Origin of the sequence: Acinetobacter sp. YH12155, assembly GCF_013418255.1 — a bacterium.
Taxonomy (GTDB): domain Bacteria; phylum Pseudomonadota; class Gammaproteobacteria; order Pseudomonadales; family Moraxellaceae; genus Acinetobacter; species Acinetobacter indicus.
Genome location: NZ_VPCK01000006.1, coordinates 94768 through 118300 on the forward strand (window position 1 = coordinate 94768; position 23533 = coordinate 118300).

Consider the following 23533-nt stretch of genomic DNA (forward strand, 5'->3'; position numbering starts at 1 on the left):
CAACTCTCCTTCAGGTGTGTCGTGTCTGAACACAAAACGCTTTCCACACAGCCAGCCGGTTTTTGGCAAGGCGCTAAAGATAGCCAAGCCATTATTTTTACTTATCTCCCCGTTTCTTTTGCATTTGGCGTTTCGGCGACCCAATTCGGTTTTAGCGCCTGGGAAGCCCTGTTTTTATCCTGCACCATGTATGCCGGTGCCAGCCAGTTTCTGGTGGTGGCCCTGTTAGGCAGCGGCACCTCCATCTGGATGACCGCCCTGACTGTCATTGCACTGGATATTCGCCATCTGCTCTATGGCCCGGCCTTAACCAACCTGATTCAGGACCGGCTCAATTTAAAGAAAACCGCGATCTGGGCCTGGGGCCTGACCGATGAAGTCTTTGCTTCTGGCATGATCAAGCTGTCGCAGCGCCGGCAACAATGGTCGGAATCCTGGATGCTCGGCTTAAGTCTGTTTAGCTGGATGTCATGGGCGCTCGGTTCTTTACTGGGCGGTCTGTTTGCCGATCAGGTCAGTAAGCTGCCGCAGTTTTTACAAGCCGCACTGGATTTCCTGTTACCGGCCCTGTTCCTGAGTTTCCTGCTGGCCGCCTTTGAGAAAAAACATACCTTTGTGGTCAGTGTGACTTTGGTGGTATCTGCCATCGCCTGCTATTTCATTGACCTGTCCGCTGCCATCTTTATTGGTATTTTATCGGGCATTTTTGCAGGTCTGTTCAAACACTATGTCTTAAAACAACCGGATGATGCATACGCAGGAGGCTCACATGAATCTTGAAATTATTCTGGTCGGAATTGTGGTCGGCATCGCCAATTTTGCTTCACGCTTTGGACCGTTTTTTGTGATTCAGAAGTTTCAGCAGGACTCACAAAAACGGGGTGCCCTCTGGCTAAAGATTGCTTTGGGTTCAATTGGTATTGCCGCAATCAGTTCAATGCTGGTGGTCGCGACCTTGCCACCGTTACTGGAAACGCCCAATAAAAGTTCTGCCATGCTGGTCGGATTTATAGTGCTGGCCGGGCTGTATTTTAAATACAAGAAAATTGTACCGGCCACCTTGACTGCGGCCGTGACCTATGGCCTGATTTATACCTATATTCCATTTTCCTTCTAGGTTTTGACTTCAACACCAGACCCATTGACGCAGTGCTGCAGTTGTGCTGCGTTTTCAACGCTGTATTTCCTCTTGTCCACTGCGTCTAAAAATTGTTGGACAAAATCACGATTTTCTCCGAATCGGCACTAACATCGCGGTGCAGTTCTGCTATGCTAAAAGCCCATAAAATCAAGCATGGATGAATTACATGAGCGTGACGATTGGTACTCCTCTTCAAGCTTCGGCATTTAAAGTATTGCTATTGGGTTCAGGAGAATTGGGGAAAGAGGTGGTGATTTCTTTACAACGTTTAGGTGTAGAAGTGCATGCCGCCGACCGATATGATCATGCCCCTGCCATGCAAGTGGCGCATCATGCCCACACGATTAATATGGCCGATCCTAACGCACTGAAACAGCTGATTGCTCAGGTGCAACCGCATCTGATTGTGCCGGAAATTGAAGCCATTGCCACAGAAGTACTGCTGGATATTGAAGCGCAAAACGTTGCTACCGTGATTCCATCAGCCAAGGCAGTCAATCTGACCATGAACCGCGAAGGCATCCGCCGTCTAGCTGCAGAAGAACTGGGACTGCCAACCTCTGCCTACCGTTTTGCCGACTCGCTGGAAAGCTTCCGCGCAGCCTGTGATGATATTGGCTATCCAAACTTTGTGAAGCCGGTGATGTCCTCCTCAGGCAAAGGCCAATCCCGGGTAAAAAGCTTTGATGAAGTCGATGCCGCTTGGGACTATGCGCAAACCGGTGGCCGTGTGAATCAGGGCACCGTGATTGTTGAATCGCAGATTGATTTTGATTTTGAAATTACCCTACTCACGGTACGCTCTAAACATCCAGAAACTGGTGAAATTGAAACCTCATTCTGCGACCCGATTGGCCATCGTCAGGATGCCGGTGATTATGTCGAAAGCTGGCAGCCACAACCAATGAGCAGCCAGGCCTTAGCAGAAGCCAAACGTATTGCCCACAAGGTTACCAGCGCACTTGGCGGCTGCGGTATTTTTGGGGTAGAACTGTTTGTCAAAGGCGATCAAGTGTGGTTTAGTGAAGTGTCACCTCGTCCACACGATACCGGTTTAGTCACGTTGGCCTCACAATACCAGAGTGAATTCGAATTACATGCCCGTGCGATTCTCGGCTTGCCAGTGAACACGGTGCGTCATAGTGTGGCTGCCAGTGCAGTGATTTATGCCGGTGTGGATGACCAGAACCTGTCATTTTCTGGCTTGAATCTTGCTTTAGCTCACCCGGATACTGATTTACGTCTGTTTGGCAAACCGGAAGGCTTCAAGCGTCGCCGCATGGGTGTGGCCACCGCCCGCGCAGAAACCACTGAGCAGGCACGTGAGCTGGCTTACGCTACTGCACAAAACGTCAGTGTCAATCAAAACTAGTCGCACAACACGGAACGCTGTTCATGATCAACACCTTACCCTTGCTGAATTACGTAAAAAGTAACCATGACATTCAGGCCATTAATCAGTGGCGAAGTGATGTTGAACATCAGCTGGGGGAATGTTTTGAAAATGGACATTCGATCCGTGACATTATTCTGGCGCGCTCCAATTTTATTGATGAGGCGCTAAAATTCCTGTGGCAACATGCCGGACTGGACCAGACCGATTTAGGCCTGTTTGCGGTGGGCGGTTATGGCCGCCGCGAAATGTTGCCCTATTCCGATGTCGACATCATGATCCTGTCAGAAGATGAAATCTCGCCGGAACAGGAAAAGCTGATTTCAACCTTTATTTCATCGCTGTGGGATGTCGGTAATTTCAAACCCGGCATTAGCGTGCGTACCATTCAGGATTGCGTGATTCAGGCCACCAATGACCTGACTGTGGCCACCACTTTAATTGAAGCACGACTGATTATTGGCAATGAACATCTGGCCAAATGGCCACGCCGGATTGTGTCGCAAACCTGGACCGATAAAACCTTTTTTGATGCCAAGATGGAAGAGCAAGCCAAACGCTATGCTCAGCACAACCATACCGAAAGCAATTTAGAGCCGGATATTAAAACTGCACCGGGTGGCATCCGCGATATTAACCAGATTGGCTGGATTGCCAAACGGCATTTCCGTGTCAACCGTATTTATGATCTGGTGCATCTGGGTTTTATTTCCGAGTTTGAGCTGGGCGTACTGGAAGAAGCCGAAAGTTTCCTCTGGGAAATTCGCCATTATTTGCACCTGCTGACCAAACGCGATGAAAACCGCCTGCTGTTTGATTATCAGCGTGATATTGCAGCCAAGTTCGGCTATGTCCGTGAAGAAGGCAAATCACCCAATTATCCGATTGAACAGTTCATGAAGCGTTATTACCGCACCGCGCAGCAGGTGTCGACGCTAAATGAAATGTTACTGGCCTATTTTAATGAATCGGTGATTACCCCGCGCCTGCCGCAATATGAACGCCAGATTGAAGAAATTAATGAAAACTTCAAACTGGTCGATGGCAAACTGGCGGTGCAGCATCACAAGATTTTTTCTGAAAAGCCCAGTGCGATTCTGGAAATTTTCTATCTGCTGGCCAATCGTCCTGAAATTACCGGGATTCGTGCCCGCACCTTACGCCTGCTGACCCTGGCTGCCAAACGGATTGACCGCGATTTTCGTGATAATCCAGTCCATCAGGCGCTGTTTATGGCGATTTTACGCTCGCCGTACCGTTTATATGACACCATGGTGGCAATGAAACGCTATGGTGTATTGGGCAACTATATTCCGGCTTTCGGGCAAATTACCGGCCTGATGCAATATGACCTGTTCCATATTTATACCGTCGATGCGCACACCCTGCTGCTGATTCGCAACCTGAACCGCTTTAAAGAACCGGAATTTGCCAAAGATTTTCCGGTGGTCAGCTCGGTGTTCCAGCGTCTGGCGCGTCGTGACATTGTCTATCTCGCCGCAATTTTCCATGACATTGCCAAAGGTCGTGGCGGCGATCATAGTGAGCTTGGTGCCGCCGATGCAATTGCCTTCTGCCGCACGCATGGCTTTACCGAGCGTGAATGTAATCTGGTGGCCTGGCTGGTGCAAAACCATCTGCTGATGTCAGTCACTGCACAGAAAAAAGATATTTCCGATCCGGATGTGGTCAAAGCCTTTGCCGAACTAATGGGCGATATGGAGCATCTGGATTATCTGTATACCCTAACTGTGGCCGATATTAACGCCACCAATCCAACCTTATGGAACACCTGGCGCGCCTCGCTGATGCGCCAGCTATACACCCATGCCCGTGATGTGATCCGTTCCGGCCTGGGTCGTCCGGTGGATTATCAGATGCTGATTGAAGACACCAAATTTGCGGCCAGCGAATTACTGGTCGAGGATTTCTCGCTGGAAGAAGTGGAAAAAGTCTGGCAGGAACTGGGCGATGAATACTTCCTGAAAGAAACCGCCGATGAAATTGCCTGGCATACCCGCGCCATCTTGCAGCACGGTGACAATCCGGCACCTTTAGTACTGATGCGCGCGCATCGTAAATATGCGCAAGATGCCGTGCAGATCTTTATTTATACTCAGGATCAGCCAAACCTGTTTGCCACCACCGTGGCGATTTTAGACCGCATGAATCTGGATGTGCAGGACGCGCGGATTATTACCGCCACCAAAGCCTTTAGTTTAGATACTTATGTGGTACTGGACCGTTTTGGTACCCTGCTGACCGATGCCGAGCGTCAGGACACCGTGATTCAATCACTGGTCACTGCATTAAGCCAGTCAGACAAATATCCGGGGCTGATGCAGCGCCTGATTCCGCGCCAGCTGCGCCATTTTGATATTGAAAATACTGTCGACATCAGCCTGAATGCCGCACTCAACCAGAACATGGTGGAAATTGCGACACTTGACCAGCCGGGCTTACTTGCCAAAGTCGGCGGCTTGTTTATGATGCAGGGGCTGGATATTCATTCTGCTAAAATTGCCACTCTAGGCGAACGTGCTGAAGATATTTTCTTTGTCACCAAAAAAGATGGTACGCCTATGAATGCAGAAGAAGCCAAAAGCTTTGCGGCCAAATTAAAGGCAGCACTTGATGAAGCCTCAAATCAGGTGTGCCAACATTAACATCAACCTATCGGTAACGATTACATGAACTCAAGTTTGTCTTTATTGCACCCTTATCCATTTGAAAAGTTAAACCGACTTTTTCAGGATATACAACCGGCCGATTTACCGCTGATTCCCCTCTCAATTGGAGAACCGAAGCACCCGGCACCGGAATTTGTAAAACAGGCCATTATTGACAACTTCCAGCATTTATCGACTTACCCGAACAGCAAGGGTCTGCCTGAATTACGCCACAGCATTGCCCAGTGGCTAAGTCGCCGTTTCAAGCTGAACAGCGTCAGTGCAGATCACCATGTTTTACCGGTTTCAGGTACCCGTGAAGCGATCTTCTCTTTTGTACAGGCACTGGTGAAACGTGAAGATGCACCGTATGTGGTGATGCCAAACCCGTTTTACCAGATTTATGAAGGCGCAACCTTACTGGCCGGGGCCAAGCCGTATTTCATTAACTGTACCGAAGACAACCAGTATTTAGGTGACTTTGATGCCGTACCAGCCGAAGTCTGGGAAAAAACCGCGTTGCTATTTGTCTGTACGCCGGGCAACCCGACCGGTGCGGTACTGTCCAAAGACCAGTTTAAAAAGCTGATTGCACTGTCCGATCAATACGGTTTTGTAATTGCCTCAGATGAATGCTATTCAGAACTGTGGTTTGATGAAGCACCGACTGGCCTGCTCGAAGTTTGTGCCGAAATAGGCCGCGACGACTATAAAAACTGCGTGGTTTTCCATTCCCTGTCCAAGCGCTCCAATCTGCCGGGGATGCGTTCAGGCTTTGTTGCCGGCGATACCGATTTACTGAAACCGTATTTGCAATACCGTACCTATCACGGTGCAGCCATGCCGGTACAGCATCAACTGGCCTCTATTGCGGCTTGGGATGATGAGCAGCACGTTGAAGACAACCGCGTGCAATACCGCGCCAAATTTGACTTGTTCCAAAGCGAGCTGGGGCAACTACTCCCTTTACAAAAACCGGATGCCGGTTTCTATTACTGGCTCAAAGTTGATAATGATGAAGCCTTTGCCAAAATGCTGATGGAAAAAGCGCATATTAAAGTGTTGCCGGGCCGGTATTTATCGCGTGAAACCGAACAAGGTAATCCGGGTGAAAACCATGTCCGTTTAGCCTTGGTGGCCGATATCGCCCAGTGCGAACAGGTGATTCAACGCCTCAAAGCGATTTTGTAGGTGCTGATATTAAAAAATCCACTCTATTGAGTGGATTTTTCATTTTAGGCAGGACTAAACACTGTTTGCATGGATGAAGATCATCCCCAAAATTAAAGCTGATGCTGAAATCATCTGCCCTATCTTAACCCTGTAAGGCCTGTTCAATATCCTGTTCCAGCGCATCCGGCTTGGTGGTTGGTGCATAGCGATTCAGCACTTTGCCATCTTTGCCAATTAAAAACTTGGTAAAGTTCCACTTGATGCCATTGCCCAGAATGCCTTTGCTGTTATTGGTTAAATAACGGAAAATCGCGTGTGCTTCCGGGCCTTTGACATCAACCTTGGCAAACATGGGAAAGCTGACCCCATAATTTTTCTGGCAAAAGGCCCCGATCTGCTCATTGGAACCGGGGTCCTGGCCACCAAACTGGTTACAGGGAAAGCCGAGCACCTCAAAGCCTTGGGTATTGTATTTTTCATACAGCTTTTCCAGTCCGGCAAACTGCGGGGTAAAACCGCATTTGCTGGCGGTATTCACCACCAATAAAACCTTGCCTTCATAATCGGCAAATGATTTATTTTTCCCATCTAACAACTCAGCCTCAAACTGATAAATGTTGGTCATGGATAGGTTTCCTCATCACTTTTTTCTTGTGTTTTTAGTTCTAATGACGCCGAGTTGACGCAATAGCGCAAGCCGGTCGGTTGCGGTCCATCATCAAAAACATGGCCCAAATGTGCATCACAATGATGACAGACAATTTCAGTACGCACCATGCCATGCGACTGATCGTTATGTTCTTCCACAACCCCCGGGGCAATTGGACGGTAGAAACTTGGCCAGCCACTGCCGCTGTCGTATTTGGTGTCGGAAGAAAATAAGGCTTCTCCACAGCAACGGCACACATACACCCCATCCTGTTTGCTATTCCAGTATTTCCCTGTAAAGGCCGGTTCGGTTCCTTTTTGTCGTGTAATCCGAAACTCTTCTGGTGATAACTCTCTTTGCCATTCTCGGTCTGTTTTATTGAGTTTTCCCATCACTAACTCCTTTAAATCTTTGACATTCAATGTCATGCTTCAGTACTTCCATATTTACGCTAGAGCTTGCAAAATATCTAGCTAAATTTCAGTATAGATTGTGATAATTGCGTAATCTATTTTTTGCTAACAGAAACATATAATTGGATGGAATTATGTCCACAGGTAACACGACTCCTCGCGAAATTAAAAAATCCTCAAAACTCGAGCATGTATGCTACGACATTCGCGGACCTGTGTTACGAGCGGCCAATGAAATGGAAGAGGCCGGCCATAAAATTATTAAACTGAATATTGGTAACCCCGCCCCCTTCGGCTTTGAAGCCCCGCAGGAAATTATTAACGATGTGGCGCTGAACCTGCCAAATGCAGTCGGTTATACCGACTCCAAAGGGATTTTCCCGGCACGTAAGGCTATTTGCCAGTATTATCAGCAAAAAGGCATTTTTGACCTGCACGTTAATGATGTCTATATCGGCAATGGTGTGTCTGAGCTAATCGTAATGGCCATGCAAGGCCTGCTGGATGATGGCGATGAAATGCTGATTCCAATGCCGGACTATCCACTGTGGACGGCGGCGGTTAATCTGTCGGGTGGTACGGCCATTCACTATAAATGTGATGAAGAAAATCACTGGTATCCAGATCTGGCCGATATGGAAAGCAAAATCACACCCAATACCCGCGGTATTGTGATTATTAACCCGAACAACCCGACCGGTGCAGTTTATCCACGTCATGTGCTGGAACAGATTGTCGCGCTGGCAAAAAAATATGATCTGATTTTATTTGCCGACGAAATTTACGACAAAATCGTGTATGACGGCATTGAGCATGTGTCGGTTGCAGCCCTGGCTGGTGATCAGCTGTGTATTTCATTCAACGGTTTATCTAAAGCCTACCGTATTGCCGGCTACCGTTCTGGCTGGATGGCCATTACTGGCGACCGTTCACGCGCAGCCGACTATATTGAAGGTCTGGACATGCTGGCCTCTATGCGTCTGTGTGCCAACCATCAGGCGCAATATGCGATTCAGACCGCGCTTGGTGGCTATCAGTCAATTAATGACCTGATCCGTCCAGGTGGCCGTCTGTATGAACAGCGCAATATTGCCTGGGAAATGCTGAACGAAATTCCGGGTGTGTCTTGCGTCAAGCCAGAAGGTGCAATGTACTGCTTCCCGAAACTGGACCCAAATGTCTACGCCATTGAAGATGATGAAAAGCTGATGCTGGATTTCCTGAAAGCCGAGAAAGTGCTACTGGTTCAAGGCACCGGCTTTAACTGGCCAACCCCAGATCATTTCCGTGTGGTGTTCCTGCCGGCTGAAAATGAATTACGTGAAGCGCTTAGCCGTTTAGGCCGTTTCCTGGCGAAAATCCGCTAAGCTGAAATACAATAAAAACGCCGTGATCAATTCACGGCTTTTTTGTGCAGACGAGAAAGCTTAAAGTGATTTCAGCGGATTGCCGTATTGCTGTAAATAGGCCTGCCCCAGCGCTTCCGAACCTTTAAAACTGAGATGATCATCATCCTGATTTCGGTACAGCGGCGTTCCCTCGACACTTAAATCACATTGCTGCGCATCACACAGCACCTTGGTCGGCTCGACCACAATCAGTTGTGGATACTGCTGCTGCAATTCGCTCATCCACTGATAAATTGGTGCATTGCTCTGCTGGAACTCCTCTGCCGACACCGCGCATTCACGCTCAATCCCCAGCCATTCACGGCGTAATGAACAATTGGCCTGATCTGGATCAATCACCGGGACATCCATCAGCATCACCACATACTCGCTGCTGGCCAGCGCACTATCTACCGCGGCCTGTAAACCGGCAAAATAACTGTCTAAATGATTCGCGACCTGACTGTCCTCTTCTGCGCTCGGATGCAGATCATGCCCGGCATCCAGATACTGGCTAAAGGCAGCTGACATCACCACAAACTGATAATGATGCTGTTTTAAATGCGCTTCAATTGCGTCATTGCGGGCTTGAAAGGCAGTCACTTCATGCTCACCACGGCCACGCTGGACACCCGGTAAATAAATAGTGGTGTCCTGAGTGCTGTCATAACCGCGCAGTCCGGCATCTTTGGCCCAGACATCCAGCAGTCCGGTATAGCTGTTGGCATGTGAATCACCAATCAGCATAAAATCAATCTGCGGTTTTTCCACACCCAGCACACAGTCTTGCGGATTGGCCAGCGTTCCAGGATTGGGAAAGCTGTGACATTTCTGCCGGATGCCATGCGCAAACGAATTTAAGGCTGCCATCTGGTTTTGCACTTGCGGACTTAGGCGCTCCGGAAAACCCTGATGCTGACTGACCAGCTGCGCCACGCCAATAAAACAGAGCGCCGGCGCCACAAAACCGCTCAGAATGACCTTGTAATTGGCAGCCATCACAAAACCTTTGCTCGGCTGTTCAATATAACGATAAGTCAGATAGGCCAGCGCGATACTAAGCAGCACCATAGCCAGCTGATAACCGGCATTAACCGGCAGCATATAGATACTGAACAGTACAATTACCGGCCAGTGCCATAAATATAAAGGATAGGAAATTTTGCCCATCCAGAGGCTAAAACGGTTGGTCAGTACCACATTCTGCGACTGCACGCTCTGGCCGATATAAATAATCAAGGCCGTTGCCAGACATGGAATCAGCGCCATTGCGCCCGGAAATGGTGTGGCATGATCCAACCACATTGCCGTGCCTAACAACAGCGCCAGACAACTCCAGACCAGCGTTTGCGCCAGCCATTTTGACCATTTTATTTGTGGCAAAAAGCAGATCAGCGCACCCAAGAGCAGTTCAAAGGCGCGGACCGGCATACTGTAATAGGCTTTCTCGGCATTCACGCTCAACTGCTGCTGCGCATACAGCAACGACATGAGAATAAAAGATCCGACCATCAGCAGACCCCATTGCCGGTTACTTCTTTTCATAAAGCACAGCAGAATCAGCGGCCAGAAAATATAGAACTGCTCTTCAACACCCAACGACCATAAATGCAGCAGCGGCACTTCATTGACACTCTGACTGAAGTAATCACCGACTTCACGCTGCATATAAATATTGGCCATCAGAAACGTGGCATAAAAGACACTGTCGAAATAACGACTCAGCTCATCGGGCAGCATCACCTGCCAGGCCACCAGACTCACCACACTCAGTACAGTAAAATAGGCCGGTGCCAAACGCACCACCCGCTTTTTATAAAAGCGACCGATTGAGAAAGTCTGGTTCTGGATTTCTTTGCTTAAAATCAAGGTAATTAAATAGCCCGAAATCACAAAGAAAATATCGACGCCAATATAACCACCGGGGAAAATAGACAGGCCAATATGATTAAAAATCACCAACAGGACGGCAATCGCTCTTAAACCGTCAATATCGGCGCGATAGGCAAAACTCATGAACGTGCAGGGGAAAATTGAAACGTGGCTTATTGTAGACCTTTTCAGTCAAAGATCAATTTTGGATACACAGCGACGACAACATCGCTTTCAGGCTATACTGAGCATTATATTATGTGGGGGTGAGGGATGAGCAACTATAAAGTGCATCTGCTGGATATTCAGAACCAGTTACAGAATTATATTTGGCTGCTGGAACATACCATATCCAGAGATGTGATTGTGGTCGACCCCACCGAAGCCGAACCGGTGGAACAGTATTGCCGTGAACATGGTTTAAATTTAAGCCAGATCTGGCTGACCCACTGGCATAAAGACCATATTGGGGGTGTGCCGGAGCTGCTGCAATCACGCAATATTCCAGTGTATGGACCACGCGAAGAGCTGAGTAAAATTCCGTTTATCACCCACCCTTTGCAGCATGAAGCCCATTTTAAATTTCATGATCTGCAGGTGGATGTACTGGCGGTTCCCGGCCATACCCTGGGGCATATTGTGTATTTTATGGATGCCATCGATACCCTGTTTTGCGGTGATACCCTGTTTGCGATGGGCTGCGGCCGGGTTTTTGAAGGCACCTTTGAGCAGATGTATCACTCTTTAAACCGTCTGGCGGCATTACCAGCGCGCACCCAAGTGTACTGCACCCACGAATATACCCTGTCCAATGCCAAATTTGCCCTGCATGTTGAACCGGATAATCTGGCGCTACAACAGCGTTATCAGCAGGTGGAAGATTTACGCCTGCTAAATCAGCCGACCTTGCCAAGTACCATTGAACTGGAACTGCAGACCAATCCTTTTTTACGGGTAGATAGCGTCGAAGAATTCCAAAAATTACGTGAAATGAAAGATAATTTTTAAAGCGGTTTAACCGGTTTATAACAGCTGGTGACTGGCCGCATACGCATCCAGCTCGGTCTGTGTCACCACACGTACCGCATTCATTTCATCAATGCGTACCAGCAGCAAGCCGCCCAATGCTGGTTGATAACGACGCGCACTGCCAAATGGAGTGTAGGCCACCTGCGATTGTTCGGCAAAGACCAGCCAGTCTTCGTGGCCCAACATGACCGCCACCGGGGTTTGGCCCTGTTGCTGCATCTGTTGAATGGCCTGCTGTACGTCAGCTTCAATGGTATTTGGCGTCATCTTACTCACTCCTGTTGCTGTGCTTTATGATACCCGATCTCCACGCCCGCGATGGCTGAAAATAAAGCCATCAATCACTCAGCGCATACGGTCATAGCAGGCACAGATCTCTACAGCTTTTTATCTCGCGCTGGGCTGAGGTTGTAAGAAATACTTAAAGATGTGTTGTCATCAATATTTAACAAATTATTTCAAGGCGGCTAAAATAGCCCATAGATAATATTGAAAATTTAGAATAAAAATACATCAAATATATCAATCAATTAATTTAAAATTTGCTTAAAATTCTGCTGATTTATTCATCAATACACGTTTTTTAGGCGCTCAAATTCTGGATTTTTTGCTGCAAAAATCATCAATCTCAATATTTTTTGACACATTCTTGAATTTTGCCCTTTAAAAAATCTTGATATAACCATATCTATACTTTATTGAAGATAAGGGAGTACGCTCGTGAAAAAAGTGGTAAAAGCTAAAAATTTAATTGCCTTTCGTATTTGGTTAGAAAAACTGGGATATTCAGTCAAAAATTTAGCCGATGGCCGTGGTTTTACCTTTAGTTTTAAAAAAGAATATGGTCTGGTCACGGGTGAACTAGCCGGCAATGCACTGGCGGTACAACTGGGTGAAGAATTTGAGGACCACTTAAAAGCCTGAATTCGTTTACGCACTCTTTGATCGAGAAAAATAAAGTGTTCTCATAACTTGAGCCCGTTGAACCGTCTGTTCTGCGGGCTTTTCTTTGGGCGAGATAAAGGCCTGACAAAATAACAGGCAATAAAAAAGCAGGACATCTGCCCTGCTTTTTCAGAATTTGGTGGGGATGAAGAGACTCGAACTCTTACACCTTGCGGCGCTGCGACCTGAACACAGTGCGTCTACCAATTCCGCCACATCCCCATATAAAGATGCCAATTTTTTTTAAGAAATACTCAAGCTGGCCGGTTCAACAAAAAAGCGAGGATTTTGACCTTGCTAATTTTGAGTGGTGGGGGCGGAGAGACTCGAACTCTCACGCCTCGCAGCGCTGGAACCTAAATCCAGTGCGTCTACCAATTTCGCCACGCCCCCATACCGGGTACCAACTTAATGCTGGATTTCTCAAAATTCTGGCAGAGGATCAAGGATTCGAACCTTGACGAACGGTTTTGGAGACCGTCATGCTACCATTACACCAATCCTCTGTTACCTAAAATCAAGCTCACTTGATATTTAAGTGGTGGGGGCGGAGAGACTCGAACTCTCACGCCTCGCAGCGCTGGAACCTAAATCCAGTGCGTCTACCAATTTCGCCACGCCCCCGATGGCTGTGTATATTATAGAGATCACTTCCCGATGACAAGCCCTTTTTATGAAAAAGCCACTTGTTTGTTTAAATAAAAAACAAAAGCCTCTATTTTGGTTTTTTCTTAAGCATTTTCAGTGCTTAACAGCGTTTTTAAGGCAAAAAAACTGACTTCTCTCTGGCTTTTTTGTTTGTTGAGCATCACCTCAAGCAAGTCTTGAAAGCCCAAATACGCTGCGGGTAACTCAATTTTAAGCTGCTGACAATGCAAATAGGCCCAATCCTGATAACTTTTGGCCTGTAAACGGCGCTGAGTCAGCCATTCATAGATAATAATCCCCAATGCATAGAGATCACTGGCCAGCGTTTTGGTTTCACCATGAAATAATTCAGGTGCCATATAGCGTGGTGTGGCGGTCATATTCGAAGCTGCTGGAGCATTTATGGCCTGTAGCTGCTCAAAATCAATCAGTTTGACCTGCCCTGTCCATTCGCGCCAATGTTCGACTTTTAAATCTGCATGTAGATAGCCCAACCGTGTTAGCTGTTCCAGACTGTCCAGTACCTGTAGCAAGCGTGTTTGAATCTGGCTTTGGCTAAATTGTGAGGGGGCTAAAGCAAAAAACGCCGGCGCATTCGGCACAATCAGATAATCCTGAAAGCTCTCCTGCTGGATGCGTAGGATTTCGGTATTTTGCGCACAATAGAAAGGTAGCAGAAAATCCGGTGCATCTGCCTGCTGAAACTGGCGATAGAAATCCAGCTCTCGGCAAAAACCTGCGCTCAGTTGCGGATGCGCATCCCTCTGCTGGGCTTTCAACCAGTATACAGATTGCCCTTGTTGAAACTGAAACAGACGCCGCCCCATCTTGAAGCTTTGCGGCTTGGTTTGTAACTCAAAACAATAGTGTTCAAGTTCAGCCGGACTAAACGGCAATAAATTCGGATTTGGCGTGTTCAACGGGGTTCTGCTGATATTCTAAAAGTTCCAGACAATGCTGAATGGTTTTACCCACGCGGGCATGGGTTTCAATCATGGAGATTTTTGGCCAGGTGGCGCGTTCACCTTCGCGTTGCAGCAATCGGAACAGGTGTGGACGCGGATTTTGCAACATATAGCTATAATGACGCCAGCCATATTTGCCAACAATATTCACATCACCATAATAACGCTGATCAACAATGCCATGACCATGATCGAGCAGACGGCGTACTGCCGGCACACCACCGACACGTTCACGGGTAAAGTCCATAATCCCCTTACTAATCACTTTACCTTGGCGGCGTACAATACGCTCCGGCCAGCTCAGCATATCTTTACGGAAACGCTCGGTATCGGTTTGCATAAACGGCACCACATGCGGATTGACCTGACTGGCAATGGTGTAATTGACATTATACAAACGCGCCATTTTTTCCTGCGGGAAATCACTACGCACACTGCCATCGACCCAGCGGGTTCTGCCCATATAGGGCGTATGTTCCCCATCCTGCCGTTTACTGGTCAAACGCACCGGTGGAAACAGCACCGGTACCGCACAGGAGGCCAAAGCCGCACTCCAGACCAGCAAATCTGGCGAGGTATAACTGTTCATGATGCGTGCTTCTTGTGAGGCATCATACGGCGCAACTGCAATATTGATATGCAGCCCGGACATCTTAAAGGCTTCTTCAAAGGTGACATCGCCCAGGTTGGTGAGCAGGAATTTTTTTAGATAGCGCACATCGGCAATACCACCATTGCCCTTTAAAATGTCTTCCCAGCGGCGAAAATGAAAAGCTTCGGTAAAGAACGATTCACCATTTAAAATGTGCATCATCTCCGACGGTTTGGAAATACCAAGCATAGCGGTCATAATCGCCCCGGCACTGGAGCCAGACAGCACTTGCGGCATCAGGTCACGCTCGAGCAGCGCCTTGCACACGCCGGTGTGGAACAGGCCCAAGGTTGCCCCGCCTGAAAACATAATCGCCGGCTGGCCATAAGCCACCTGACAGTTTTTAAAAAATTCGATCTTTTCCTGAGTACTGAGTAAATGGCATTCTTTGGATGCAATAAAGGCCAGACTGTTGCTGACTTCTTCAATATAATCTTCAATAATTTTTTTAGTGCCGACATAGGTCGCGGTAAACAGCATTGGATGGGCAATATTGGCCACATCATAGGTCAGGCCTTCACGCAGAATATACATCAGATCGCTAGTTCGCTCTGCCAGGCGATAACGGCGTAATAAGTTCAGACGATGGGCAATAATTTCAGCATCAAAATACGGCGAGGTGTTGTCATACTTCCATTCCTGCGCCCCCGATTCTTCATCTATTTTTAGTGCCAGATTTTTCCATTCTTCGTAACTCTCGGCATGTTCTATTTTTCGTTTTAATTTTTTGATCCGATAGGCCTGATGAGGATTAATGTCCTGGCTAAACTCTTTAAACAACATAGCTTCCCTCTGCGCTTCGCTGAATAGGCGCTGATCTGTCGATGTCTCCTAACTATGCAGAAATTTCAGACATTCTTCAATTGCATAATTCATGTTTTCATTGCTAAATCATTTCGCCTTGGTATACAGTCGTTTGTGCACCCGATAATCTTTTGACCTAGACCGAAAAGCTGAATAATCATGGCGCATATTGATTTACCCGATAATATTCTCACCTCGCTTGCAACCATTTTACAGCAGCTCCAGCAACATTTGCCTGAACTCAAGCAAGCCACCGATTTTTCTGCATCGGCCTTTAAATGGCAGGATCAACAGTTAAAAGCCATTTACCAGCCACGAAAAATCTATCTGGAAGATTTAAAAGGCATTGAAAAACAAAAAGAAAAAGTAATTCAAAATACCTTGCAGTTTTTAAAAGGCTTACCGGCCAATGATGTACTGCTTACCGGTTCACGTGGTACCGGAAAATCTTCCATTGTGCGTGCCCTGCTAACCGAGTATGAAGCACAAGGGTTACGGTTAATTGAAATTGAACGTGATGATTTATCGGATTTGCCTGAAATTCAGAAGCTGATTGCAGATCGGCCGGAAAAATTTATTGTCTATTGTGATGATCTGGCCTTTAACGCCGAAGATGAAAATTATCGTTCTTTAAAAAGCGTGCTAGATGGTTCATTACAGTCCGGTTCAAGTAATTTTGTGATTTATGCCACCAGTAACCGCCGGCATTTATTACCTGAGTTTATGCATGAAAATACACCGGTAACACGGGTAGATGTGCCGCAATATACCGAGCTGCATCCACAGGAAGCGATTGAGGAAAAAATTTCGCTGTCCGATCGTTTCGGGATGTGGCTGTCGTTTTATCCAATGGATCAGAATCTGTATTTAGAAATTGTCGAGCATTATCTGCAAAAGGCGGAGATGGAACTCACCGCTGAAGCGCGTGCCGAAGCTTTACGCTGGTGTCAGGCGCGTGGGCAGCGTTCTGGTCGTGCCGCTTATCAATTCTCGAAGCACTGGATTGGGTCTGCGCAGTTAAAGCAACTTTAAGTTGCCTATATTGCTCTGCCAGACAGAAATAGCGATTATGGATTGAAAATCCTCATCTACAATCTGTTCGCTCATGTTGAAAAGCCCAACCTTGTGAGATTGGGCTTTCTATTTTAAGGATTAATCGCTTTTTCTTTTTTAAATTGTGAAATGATCGTATTCATTTCAGGTTCAAATAATTCAATATACCGATCAGATAACCCGCGGCTTGAAGATGGATGTGGTAAACCTATAATCTGACAGTTTTCAAACTCACAAAAATATATTTTAAATTTTCTTCCTGAAAACTCTTTCTTTTGCTTCACTACAAAACTATCTGGAATTTCTGTACCCACAATTTCTTCAAAACGGGCTTTAACTATAGAATTTCTTAAAAGATGTATCAGCTGACTTCCCATAAACAGGATAATCTTAGGTTTTAAGGTACTGATATGATTTATAAAATTATTGACCTGTTCTTCGCTCAACAGATGCGAGTAATTCGCTAATTGATGATTGCAGGTATTGGCCCAATTGGTCTGTATAATGGACTTATCAAAATCCTGACCATATTCATTACTATCTAGCGGATGCCCCCATAAAGCAAACCACCGTTTAATTCTATTATCATAGGGCCATGATAAAGCACCCTGCCCATATCTCGGAACTTTGTTACTAAAGGTACAAGCGATATTAAAATCAACTGGCTTTGCGTCCTGTGACTGCTCCTGATCTTTCTTAGAGTTACCCCATTCATAACCGCATATCATCAAACCCTGCTGATCATTCCAACCTTCAAATATCCCATTACCCAAATTGAAATCTTTATATCTGACTGATTTCATTTTAACTCAATAAAAAATTATTAAATTCATTGCATTATAAGCATTAAAAAAGAGGCTTTCGCCTCTTTTACATGATCTTTTATGCTTGCTCTGGATTGGTCAATTCCGTCATCGGCCAGCGCGGAGTCGTGGTCACAGACAAACCATCCTGCTGCCCTGCTTTTAAACGCTGATAACCGGCAAAGGCAATCATGGCACCATTATCGGTACACAGCGCAGGCTCTGCATAATAAACCGTGGCTTTAATCTTGGCTAAATCAGCTTCCAGACGTTCACGCAAACGCTTGTTGGCACTCACGCCACCCGCAATCACCAGACGTTTTAAACCGGTCTGCTTTAATGCTTTCACCGATTTTTTTACCAAGGTATCTACAATCGCTTCCTGGAAACTGGCGGCAATATCGGCATCACGGTTTTCATCACCGAGTTTCTTCATCTGTACCGAAACGGCAGTTTTTAAACCACTAAAGGAAAAGGTTAAATCCTGATGCAGCATCGGACGCGGGAAAGCAAAAGCATTCGGATCACCCTGCTCGGCCAGTTTGGCAATATTCGGTCCACCCGGATACGGCAAGCCCATCATCTTGGCCACTTTATCAAAAGCTTCACCGGCGGCATCGTCAATTGACTCACCCAGCAGTTCATACTGACCAATGCCATACGCGGCCATCAGCTGTGAATGCCCCCCTGAGACCAGAAGTGCAACAAATGGAAATTCAGGCGGCGTTGCAGACAATAACGGTGCCAGCATATGCCCTTCCATATGGTGCACACCAATTGCCGGTTTATTTAAGGCAAAGGCCAAAGTCCGACCAAACAGTGCACCCGTCATTAATGCGCCCATCAGGCCCGGACCACGGGTATAGGCCACGGCATCAATATCCGATTTTTTCACACCGCTTTGCTCAAGCAGTTCGTTCATTAATGGAATCAGTTTACGCACATGGTCCCGTGAGGCCAGTTCTGGCACCACGCCGCCATATTCGGCATGCAGTTTGATCTGGCTATACAGCACCTGTCCGCGTAAACCCAACTCACTGTCGTACAGCGCGAGTCCTGTTTCATCACACGATGTTTCTAAGCCTAAAACGATCATTAAACTGCCTATAACCTGTATCAAATTTATTGCGGGAACTATTATAGACTTGTGATATGAGATGTAAATGAGTAAAATACTGACCTTCACTTGTGATCGAGGGCAATTCGGCCCCAGATCTTATCCATAACTTAATGAGGATTCTTCATGCCACAAGTTAAATTGAAAGAAGGCGAACCAGTAGACGTAGCTATCCGTCGTTTCAAACGTTCTTGCGAAAAAGCAGGTGTTTTAGCTGACGTACGTAAGCGTGAATTCTACGAAAAACCAACTCAAGAACGTAAGCGCAAAAAAGCTGCTGCTGTTAAACGCTACCAAAAGAAATTGGCGCGTGAATCAGTACGTACTACTCGCCTTTACTAAGATTAATTTGTGATTGACTGCCTGGATTAAAACATGACTACTTTAAAAAGCCAGATTACTGACGTTTTGAAAGCGACAATGCGCGCTAAAGAAATGGACAAGTTAACGGTCATTCGTAGTCTACAGGCGGCAATTAAGCAAATCGAAGTCGATGAGCGCAAAGAGCTTGACGATGCTCAGGTTCTTGCGGTCATTGAAAAGCAAATTAAACAACGTAAAGAATCGGTTAAAGCCTTTGAAGGTGCTGGCCGAGAAGATTTAGCTAGTAAGGAACAAGCCGAAATTGAGGTGTTATCTCAGTTTCTACCAGAAGCTATGACTGAGGAAGAACTTGATTCCATCATTGCGCAAACGATTGCAGCGCAAGAAGCTACTAGCATGAAAGATATGGGTAAGGTGATGAATTCTCTGCGTCCGCTCATAGCCGGGCGCGCCGATCCTGCACAAGTATCTGCCAAAATTAAAGCCAAATTAAGCTAATTCAAGTCAGGCATACGCCTCACGTTCCCCCCCCGAACAGCATCAACAGCTGTATCAGTTTATTTTCCCGAAAATAAAAAACTGCCTAAAGTTTTAAGCAGTTCTTGAGTCACTTCTATCCGTTTGCACAATTGACCTGATATTTTTTCAGCATCTGCATTTCTTTAGATGAATACACCTGCTGAGCCACATCCTGCTTGGTCATGTTGCGATATTGCGGATCCAGATAGGCACGGTTTTCATCTGCAGCGCTATATAGCTGATCAATATAATTCTGCACAATGCCACAAAACTGCTGTTGCTGCGCCGGACTAAAACCCGATTGCTGCGGATTCAAGCCCTTTAAAAACTGCCGGGTCTGCTGCTTATAACTCTGGTTAATCTGCTCAACCGCCAGTACATACTGCTCCACACTTGCTGCCTGGACCACAGACAGACTCCCCCAGAGCAATACGCCCATCCATAATTTTTTCATCGCGTTATTTAAAATCATTATTTAGCCAGGAGCCGGAATTCTAGCATTTTAAACCCCATGCCTTACAGAGGTTTCCAGCAGACTGACTTGCAAAAACTGCGGTTTTCGATGTGCAAAAGCCTGCTCGATGGGTGCCGGCACATAGCCTTCAGTCACCGTTCCCAAACGCAAACGCAGAACCCCCGGTAAATCTAAACGGTAAGAATAAATCGGGCTGCCACATTCCTGACAAAACACCCGCGCCTTATTCGGACTGTGAAAATATTCTTTTAAATATTGCTGGCCGCGTACAATTTTAAATTTGGCTTGATCAATCGGGCTATTCCAGCCCAGCATGGTCCCCTGCGCACGCTGGCAATGCTGGCAAAAACATAAAATGGTCTTTTCCAGCTCGGCCTGATAATGGTAATACACCAGCCCGCATAAACATTGTCCCTGTAACATCATTATTCTCCTTATTGTTATTATGATTTTTCATGCTGTTAAATTTTGAGCTGTCGTTCCCGCTGCATTTCTGTGGTACGTGTTTTCAGTTTGGCAGTCATGGCCTGATTATCCTTGGCCAGACGCTGGGCATGCAGCAAGGATTTAATCGCTTCTTCCTCCCATCCAGACCAGTACTGCAGTTCTGCACGATAACGCAATACATTCACCGTGCGTAATGGCGAACTACGATCAATATTGGCGGCCTGCTGCATCAAACGCCAGGCACTTAAATCACGCTCATTCCGGTTCAGGAACTTTTGCACCAGTGCCTGTGCTTCAGCCGGCTGATTCTGCCGGATCAGCACTTCAGCCAGCTTGTAATTCAAGGCCCGATTCTCCGGCATAATCCGCGCAGGTGAACTGATCACTTTATAAGCCTCACTCAGCTTATTCTGCCCTAAATAGATGTCAGTTTGAATTAAACTAATAAGATGATGTAAACGGCGATGATTTTTGGCCTGGTCCAGCGTTTGCTGTGCCAAGGCATAATCTCCCTGCCGGGTATAAAAGGCCGCTAAAGCCAGTTGTGCAGCAAAGTTGTTACGGCTGGCCAGCACCTGCAATTGCTGCTCTGTCGCCTGATTGGATACCACCAAGGTGTACTGTTTTAAAATATCAAATTCTTCATCACGTAATGATGATTTCACCCGTGGCATCTGGTTGGCACGTAAACGCGCTTCACTCATCCGTTCTGTGGTCAGCGGATGGGTAAACCAGAAATCTGGCAGGAAACTGACCCGGCTGGTGGCACGATGCATTACCTCAAAAAAATCGGCCATGCTTTGCGGGTTATAACCGGCGGTATACATATATTGCATGCCAATCCGGTCGGCTTCACGTTCCTGATTACGGCTATAGGTCAGCTGCTTATCCATTAATGCAGCCTGTGAACCCATCATTACGGCAGCACCGGCATCACCATCGGCCTGGGATGCCACCAATGCACCCACCAGCACACCTGCTAGTGCCAGCAGACCCTGTCCCTTAAAAGCTTCCTGTGAACGGCTATAATGACGCTGGGTCACGTGGGCAATTTCATGCGCCATCACCCCGGCCACTTCATCCATATTACGCGCAGAAGTCACCAGACCGGTATTTAAGGCAAATAGACCGCCTGGCACGGCAAAGGCATTAATTTGCGGATCATTAATAATGAGCAGACCAATGGGCTGGCCCATTTGGGTCTGGCTGAGCAGATGCGAGAAGACCGAGAACAGCTGGTCTTCCAGCCACGGATTTTGCGCCACCGGCATTTGACGCTGCACTTCACGATAGACTTTTTCACCAATCATGCGTTCTTTTTGCTGATCGATCAGCCCCACCCCTGCACCAATTTCTGGCACATTAAATTGTGGTGAAGTGGTGAAGTTTGCCCCATGTGTCGAAGTGAATGCTGTAAGCAGGCCTAAACTACCTGCTAAAAACAACCGTTTCAAATTGCCGTTCTCAAATTATCTGCTCGTGTCTTGAATATAGCATTCAATATCGAAGAAATATGCAACGAAGTGTTAGGAAGTTTTACGCAAATCCGCCATTGACCGCGTAGCCCGGCTGCCGGCCTTCCAGCACATCCACCAGATTTTTATAGGCCAGCCAGGCCATTTTTTTACGGGTTTCTGCGGTCGCTGAGCCAATATGCGGCAAGGTCAGCACATTGTCCAGACCAAAGAGCTCCGAACTTTGCAGCGGTTCTTTTTCATAGACATCCAGACCGGCCGCAAAAATTTTCTGTTGTTTCAGCGCTTCAATTAAGGCCTGTTCATTGACCACGGAACCACGGGCAATGGCCGCACCAATATTCCCCAGACCAATAATCCCTAAAGTTTTACCATGAATATCCTGACCGAACTGGGCCGGGCCAACGGTACGTTTCCATTCGCCCTGTTTGGTCCAGCGATCCAGATAGGCCAGCTGACGCGCGGCTCCCATTAACAGACTAAAAGCTAAATCAGCAGTGGTTTCGGTTAACACATGCGGTGTATGGCACAGATAAATCTTTTGCTCAGTCAGATAGTCCACATCATAATTGTCATAACCGACACTGATACTGGAAACCACTTTAAGACGGCTTGCACCCGTCAGGTTAGAGGCATTGAGCAAACGCCCCGCACCAATCATGCCATCAGCATCTTGGACATGAGCACGAATCTGCTCATTAACATCACCCAGTTTCGGGCTAATTTCTACCACGTCATACTGCTGTTTCAGCTGGCTTAAAACGTCCTGATCAACCTGACTAAATGCGATAACTTTTTGTTTCATTCCTGATCCGTCATGTGTTTTTTATCTTGCATAGCCTGCCATAGCTGTTTTTTCAATAGCGGCTGTTCTAGCATCTCGGCCAAAGCGGGCAATGCTGTAGCTTGCGTTAACTGTACATGAGGCAATTGACCCAACACAATGATCTTTTTCTCCAGTGCAATCGCATCCAGAAAACCTTGTACATATACCGAAACCGCTCGACCATCTTGCAGCTCAGGCAAAGCAAAAGGCCAATTCAGCTCAAAAAATTCTGCCTGTGCCGCACGCTGGATATTGCGCCATAACTGTTGCTGCGACTCATTGATGTGGGTGGCATCCAGCACAATCGTATATTGTTCTTTAACAATGGCTTGTAGATGAAATGCATCAATCTGTAAGGCGGGCTGCACTTCCACCAGGGCTGCAGGTGTGACAGGTTCTGCCGGGCTTTCGACTGGATTTTCTTGCGGAGAGACTTGTGGTTCCGCAACAGGCTGTCTAAGCTGTAAGGCAATATCTTGAGGTACTGTCGCCGCGACAGCTGCCGGCATGACAATTTCAGTCAGCAGTTCTGCCGGGGCCTGATCGCGCCATAAGGAAGATGCGGGTAAATTTTGAGATGCAGCATCTCGGGGAATCCATATATCAATTCCCAAACTTGCCAAAATCTCACGTTGATGCCCAATCATCTGCTATCGTCACTTATGTCCATAGGGCTATTCTAGCCGGATTAGTCCGGTTTTGCTGTGCTTTCTGCATCCAGTCATATCAAAGCTGCTCAATGATGATGACACG

General features: G+C 47.0%; 24 protein-coding genes and 4 tRNA genes. 11 read left to right on the top strand and 17 right to left on the bottom strand.

The window, feature by feature from the left end; genetic code table 11:
* Nucleotides 1-21: 21 nt before the first annotated feature.
* The 5 genes from FTU86_RS05880 to dapC all read left to right on the top strand — a co-directional run bounded on the left by FTU86_RS05880 (nucleotide 22) and on the right by dapC (nucleotide 6394).
* Entirely contained in the window at nucleotides 22-780 is a 759-nt protein-coding gene (locus FTU86_RS05880; protein WP_045795021.1) for an AzlC family ABC transporter permease, read from the top strand.
* A complete protein-coding gene (ygaH, locus tag FTU86_RS05885; protein ID WP_180036617.1) occupies nucleotides 770-1117 on the top strand; it encodes an L-valine transporter subunit YgaH in 348 nt (115 codons plus the stop codon). The genes FTU86_RS05880 and ygaH overlap by 11 nt, the downstream gene beginning before the upstream one ends.
* A gap of 190 nt (nucleotides 1118-1307) precedes the next feature.
* Nucleotides 1308-2513, top strand: a complete 1206-nt coding sequence (gene purT / locus FTU86_RS05890; protein WP_373683652.1) for a formate-dependent phosphoribosylglycinamide formyltransferase — start codon at nucleotides 1308-1310, stop codon at nucleotides 2511-2513.
* Nucleotides 2514-2536: 23 nt separating this feature from the next.
* Nucleotides 2537-5200 (top strand): [protein-PII] uridylyltransferase, encoded by a 2664-nt coding sequence (glnD, locus tag FTU86_RS05895; protein ID WP_180036619.1) that lies wholly within the window; start codon nucleotides 2537-2539, stop codon nucleotides 5198-5200.
* Nucleotides 5201-5224: 24 nt separating this feature from the next.
* A complete protein-coding gene (gene dapC, locus FTU86_RS05900; RefSeq protein ID WP_180048284.1) occupies nucleotides 5225-6394 on the top strand; it encodes a succinyldiaminopimelate transaminase in 1170 nt (389 codons plus the stop codon).
* Nucleotides 6395-6518: 124 nt separating this feature from the next.
* Here the strand turns inward: dapC and FTU86_RS05905 are convergent, their stop codons facing one another.
* Both FTU86_RS05905 and msrB read right to left on the bottom strand, forming a co-directional pair.
* Nucleotides 6519-7001, bottom strand: coding sequence for a glutathione peroxidase (locus tag FTU86_RS05905; protein WP_180036621.1), 483 nt, complete (start codon nucleotides 6999-7001; stop codon nucleotides 6519-6521).
* Nucleotides 6998-7417 carry a peptide-methionine (R)-S-oxide reductase MsrB gene (msrB, locus tag FTU86_RS05910; protein ID WP_005177175.1) on the bottom strand — a complete coding sequence of 140 codons (420 nt, stop codon included), beginning with the start codon at nucleotides 7415-7417 and terminating at the stop codon, nucleotides 6998-7000. Before msrB ends, FTU86_RS05905 begins: the two co-directional genes overlap by 4 nt.
* Nucleotides 7418-7572: 155 nt before the next feature.
* On the opposite strand from msrB, the gene FTU86_RS05915 reads away from it, so the two are divergent.
* Nucleotides 7573-8805, top strand: coding sequence for a pyridoxal phosphate-dependent aminotransferase (locus FTU86_RS05915; RefSeq protein WP_005177173.1), 1233 nt, complete (start codon nucleotides 7573-7575; stop codon nucleotides 8803-8805).
* Between the two features lie 60 nt (nucleotides 8806-8865).
* Here the strand turns inward: FTU86_RS05915 and FTU86_RS05920 are convergent, their stop codons facing one another.
* Complete coding sequence (locus FTU86_RS05920; protein ID WP_180036622.1) at nucleotides 8866-10842, bottom strand: acyltransferase family protein; 1977 nt, start codon at nucleotides 10840-10842, stop codon at nucleotides 8866-8868.
* A 129-nt stretch (nucleotides 10843-10971) separates the two neighbouring features.
* Between FTU86_RS05920 and gloB the strand changes: the two genes are divergently transcribed.
* A complete protein-coding gene (gloB, locus tag FTU86_RS05925; RefSeq protein ID WP_104469918.1) occupies nucleotides 10972-11706 on the top strand; it encodes a hydroxyacylglutathione hydrolase in 735 nt (244 codons plus the stop codon).
* Nucleotides 11707-11721: 15 nt separating this feature from the next.
* Here the strand turns inward: gloB and FTU86_RS05930 are convergent, their stop codons facing one another.
* A complete protein-coding gene (locus FTU86_RS05930) occupies nucleotides 11722-11994 on the bottom strand; it encodes a hypothetical protein (protein ID WP_168397375.1) in 273 nt (90 codons plus the stop codon).
* A gap of 453 nt (nucleotides 11995-12447) precedes the next feature.
* Between FTU86_RS05930 and FTU86_RS05935 the strand changes: the two genes are divergently transcribed.
* Nucleotides 12448-12651 (top strand): hypothetical protein, encoded by a 204-nt coding sequence (locus FTU86_RS05935; protein ID WP_005177162.1) that lies wholly within the window; start codon nucleotides 12448-12450, stop codon nucleotides 12649-12651.
* A 158-nt stretch (nucleotides 12652-12809) separates the two neighbouring features.
* On the opposite strand, the gene FTU86_RS05940 is transcribed toward FTU86_RS05935, so the two are convergent.
* From FTU86_RS05940 to FTU86_RS05965, 6 genes are all read right to left on the bottom strand, one after another.
* Nucleotides 12810-12894: transfer RNA gene (locus FTU86_RS05940), tRNA-Leu, on the bottom strand.
* A gap of 86 nt (nucleotides 12895-12980) precedes the next feature.
* A tRNA-Leu gene (locus FTU86_RS05945) sits at nucleotides 12981-13065 on the bottom strand.
* Nucleotides 13066-13104: 39 nt separating this feature from the next.
* Nucleotides 13105-13178, bottom strand: a tRNA-Trp gene (locus FTU86_RS05950).
* A 33-nt stretch (nucleotides 13179-13211) separates the two neighbouring features.
* Nucleotides 13212-13296: transfer RNA gene (locus FTU86_RS05955), tRNA-Leu, on the bottom strand.
* Between the two features lie 107 nt (nucleotides 13297-13403).
* A complete protein-coding gene (locus tag FTU86_RS05960; protein ID WP_180036623.1) occupies nucleotides 13404-14240 on the bottom strand; it encodes a protein kinase in 837 nt (278 codons plus the stop codon).
* Nucleotides 14206-15720: a DUF3336 domain-containing protein gene (locus FTU86_RS05965; RefSeq protein WP_075166694.1), complete on the bottom strand. Its 1515-nt coding sequence runs from the start codon at nucleotides 15718-15720 to the stop codon at nucleotides 14206-14208. Before FTU86_RS05965 ends, FTU86_RS05960 begins: the two co-directional genes overlap by 35 nt.
* A 180-nt stretch (nucleotides 15721-15900) precedes the next feature.
* On the opposite strand from FTU86_RS05965, the gene FTU86_RS05970 reads away from it, so the two are divergent.
* Nucleotides 15901-16773 (top strand): ATP-binding protein, encoded by an 873-nt coding sequence (locus tag FTU86_RS05970; protein ID WP_005177155.1) that lies wholly within the window; start codon nucleotides 15901-15903, stop codon nucleotides 16771-16773.
* A gap of 113 nt (nucleotides 16774-16886) precedes the next feature.
* Here the strand turns inward: FTU86_RS05970 and FTU86_RS05975 are convergent, their stop codons facing one another.
* Nucleotides 16887-17597, bottom strand: a complete 711-nt coding sequence (locus tag FTU86_RS05975; protein ID WP_163142226.1) for a hypothetical protein — start codon at nucleotides 17595-17597, stop codon at nucleotides 16887-16889.
* A gap of 79 nt (nucleotides 17598-17676) precedes the next feature.
* Nucleotides 17677-18693, bottom strand: coding sequence for a tRNA (adenosine(37)-N6)-threonylcarbamoyltransferase complex transferase subunit TsaD (gene tsaD / locus FTU86_RS05980; RefSeq protein WP_075175188.1), 1017 nt, complete (start codon nucleotides 18691-18693; stop codon nucleotides 17677-17679).
* A 147-nt stretch (nucleotides 18694-18840) separates the two neighbouring features.
* On the opposite strand from tsaD, the gene rpsU reads away from it, so the two are divergent.
* Both rpsU and FTU86_RS05990 read left to right on the top strand, forming a co-directional pair.
* A complete protein-coding gene (gene rpsU / locus FTU86_RS05985; protein ID WP_001136722.1) occupies nucleotides 18841-19056 on the top strand; it encodes a 30S ribosomal protein S21 in 216 nt (71 codons plus the stop codon).
* Between the two features lie 33 nt (nucleotides 19057-19089).
* Nucleotides 19090-19536: a GatB/YqeY domain-containing protein gene (locus tag FTU86_RS05990; RefSeq protein ID WP_005177146.1), complete on the top strand. Its 447-nt coding sequence runs from the start codon at nucleotides 19090-19092 to the stop codon at nucleotides 19534-19536.
* A gap of 115 nt (nucleotides 19537-19651) precedes the next feature.
* Here the strand turns inward: FTU86_RS05990 and FTU86_RS05995 are convergent, their stop codons facing one another.
* The 5 genes from FTU86_RS05995 to FTU86_RS06015 form a co-directional block, all read right to left on the bottom strand.
* Nucleotides 19652-20011, bottom strand: a complete 360-nt coding sequence (locus tag FTU86_RS05995) for a hypothetical protein (RefSeq protein ID WP_171293448.1) — start codon at nucleotides 20009-20011, stop codon at nucleotides 19652-19654.
* Nucleotides 20012-20059: 48 nt separating this feature from the next.
* Nucleotides 20060-20455 (bottom strand): GFA family protein, encoded by a 396-nt coding sequence (locus FTU86_RS06000; protein ID WP_160241430.1) that lies wholly within the window; start codon nucleotides 20453-20455, stop codon nucleotides 20060-20062.
* A 38-nt stretch (nucleotides 20456-20493) separates the two neighbouring features.
* Nucleotides 20494-21933: a M48 family metalloprotease gene (locus tag FTU86_RS06005; protein ID WP_180036624.1), complete on the bottom strand. Its 1440-nt coding sequence runs from the start codon at nucleotides 21931-21933 to the stop codon at nucleotides 20494-20496.
* Nucleotides 21934-22015: 82 nt separating this feature from the next.
* A complete protein-coding gene (locus tag FTU86_RS06010; RefSeq protein ID WP_180036625.1) occupies nucleotides 22016-22759 on the bottom strand; it encodes an NAD(P)-dependent oxidoreductase in 744 nt (247 codons plus the stop codon).
* A complete protein-coding gene (locus tag FTU86_RS06015; RefSeq protein WP_180036626.1) occupies nucleotides 22756-23427 on the bottom strand; it encodes a hypothetical protein in 672 nt (223 codons plus the stop codon). Before FTU86_RS06015 ends, FTU86_RS06010 begins: the two co-directional genes overlap by 4 nt.
* Nucleotides 23428-23533 lie beyond the last annotated feature (106 nt).

Excerpts from the sequence above, each read along its gene's own strand:
- FTU86_RS05975 (WP_163142226.1), bottom strand. The coding sequence starts at position 17,597 with ATGAAATCAGTCAGATATAAAGATTTCAATTTGGGTAATGGGATATTT.
- msrB (WP_005177175.1), bottom strand. The coding sequence starts at position 7,417 with ATGGGAAAACTCAATAAAACAGACCGAGAATGGCAAAGAGAGTTATCA.
- FTU86_RS05995 (WP_171293448.1), bottom strand. The coding sequence starts at position 20,011 with ATGAAAAAATTATGGATGGGCGTATTGCTCTGGGGGAGTCTGTCTGTG.
- FTU86_RS05970 (WP_005177155.1), top strand. The coding sequence starts at position 15,901 with ATGGCGCATATTGATTTACCCGATAATATTCTCACCTCGCTTGCAACC.
- FTU86_RS05965 (WP_075166694.1), bottom strand. The coding sequence starts at position 15,720 with ATGTTGTTTAAAGAGTTTAGCCAGGACATTAATCCTCATCAGGCCTAT.
- FTU86_RS06010 (WP_180036625.1), bottom strand. The coding sequence starts at position 22,759 with ATGAAACAAAAAGTTATCGCATTTAGTCAGGTTGATCAGGACGTTTTA.
- dapC (WP_180048284.1), top strand. The coding sequence starts at position 5,225 with ATGAACTCAAGTTTGTCTTTATTGCACCCTTATCCATTTGAAAAGTTA.
- FTU86_RS06000 (WP_160241430.1), bottom strand. The coding sequence starts at position 20,455 with ATGTTACAGGGACAATGTTTATGCGGGCTGGTGTATTACCATTATCAG.
- purT (WP_373683652.1), top strand. The coding sequence starts at position 1,308 with ATGAGCGTGACGATTGGTACTCCTCTTCAAGCTTCGGCATTTAAAGTA.
- glnD (WP_180036619.1), top strand. The coding sequence starts at position 2,537 with ATGATCAACACCTTACCCTTGCTGAATTACGTAAAAAGTAACCATGAC.
- FTU86_RS06015 (WP_180036626.1), bottom strand. The coding sequence starts at position 23,427 with ATGATTGGGCATCAACGTGAGATTTTGGCAAGTTTGGGAATTGATATA.
- rpsU (WP_001136722.1), top strand. The coding sequence starts at position 18,841 with ATGCCACAAGTTAAATTGAAAGAAGGCGAACCAGTAGACGTAGCTATC.
- FTU86_RS05990 (WP_005177146.1), top strand. The coding sequence starts at position 19,090 with ATGACTACTTTAAAAAGCCAGATTACTGACGTTTTGAAAGCGACAATG.
- FTU86_RS05905 (WP_180036621.1), bottom strand. The coding sequence starts at position 7,001 with ATGACCAACATTTATCAGTTTGAGGCTGAGTTGTTAGATGGGAAAAAT.
- FTU86_RS05930 (WP_168397375.1), bottom strand. The coding sequence starts at position 11,994 with ATGACGCCAAATACCATTGAAGCTGACGTACAGCAGGCCATTCAACAG.
- ygaH (WP_180036617.1), top strand. The coding sequence starts at position 770 with ATGAATCTTGAAATTATTCTGGTCGGAATTGTGGTCGGCATCGCCAAT.
- gloB (WP_104469918.1), top strand. The coding sequence starts at position 10,972 with ATGAGCAACTATAAAGTGCATCTGCTGGATATTCAGAACCAGTTACAG.
- FTU86_RS05920 (WP_180036622.1), bottom strand. The coding sequence starts at position 10,842 with ATGAGTTTTGCCTATCGCGCCGATATTGACGGTTTAAGAGCGATTGCC.
- tsaD (WP_075175188.1), bottom strand. The coding sequence starts at position 18,693 with ATGATCGTTTTAGGCTTAGAAACATCGTGTGATGAAACAGGACTCGCG.
- FTU86_RS05915 (WP_005177173.1), top strand. The coding sequence starts at position 7,573 with ATGTCCACAGGTAACACGACTCCTCGCGAAATTAAAAAATCCTCAAAA.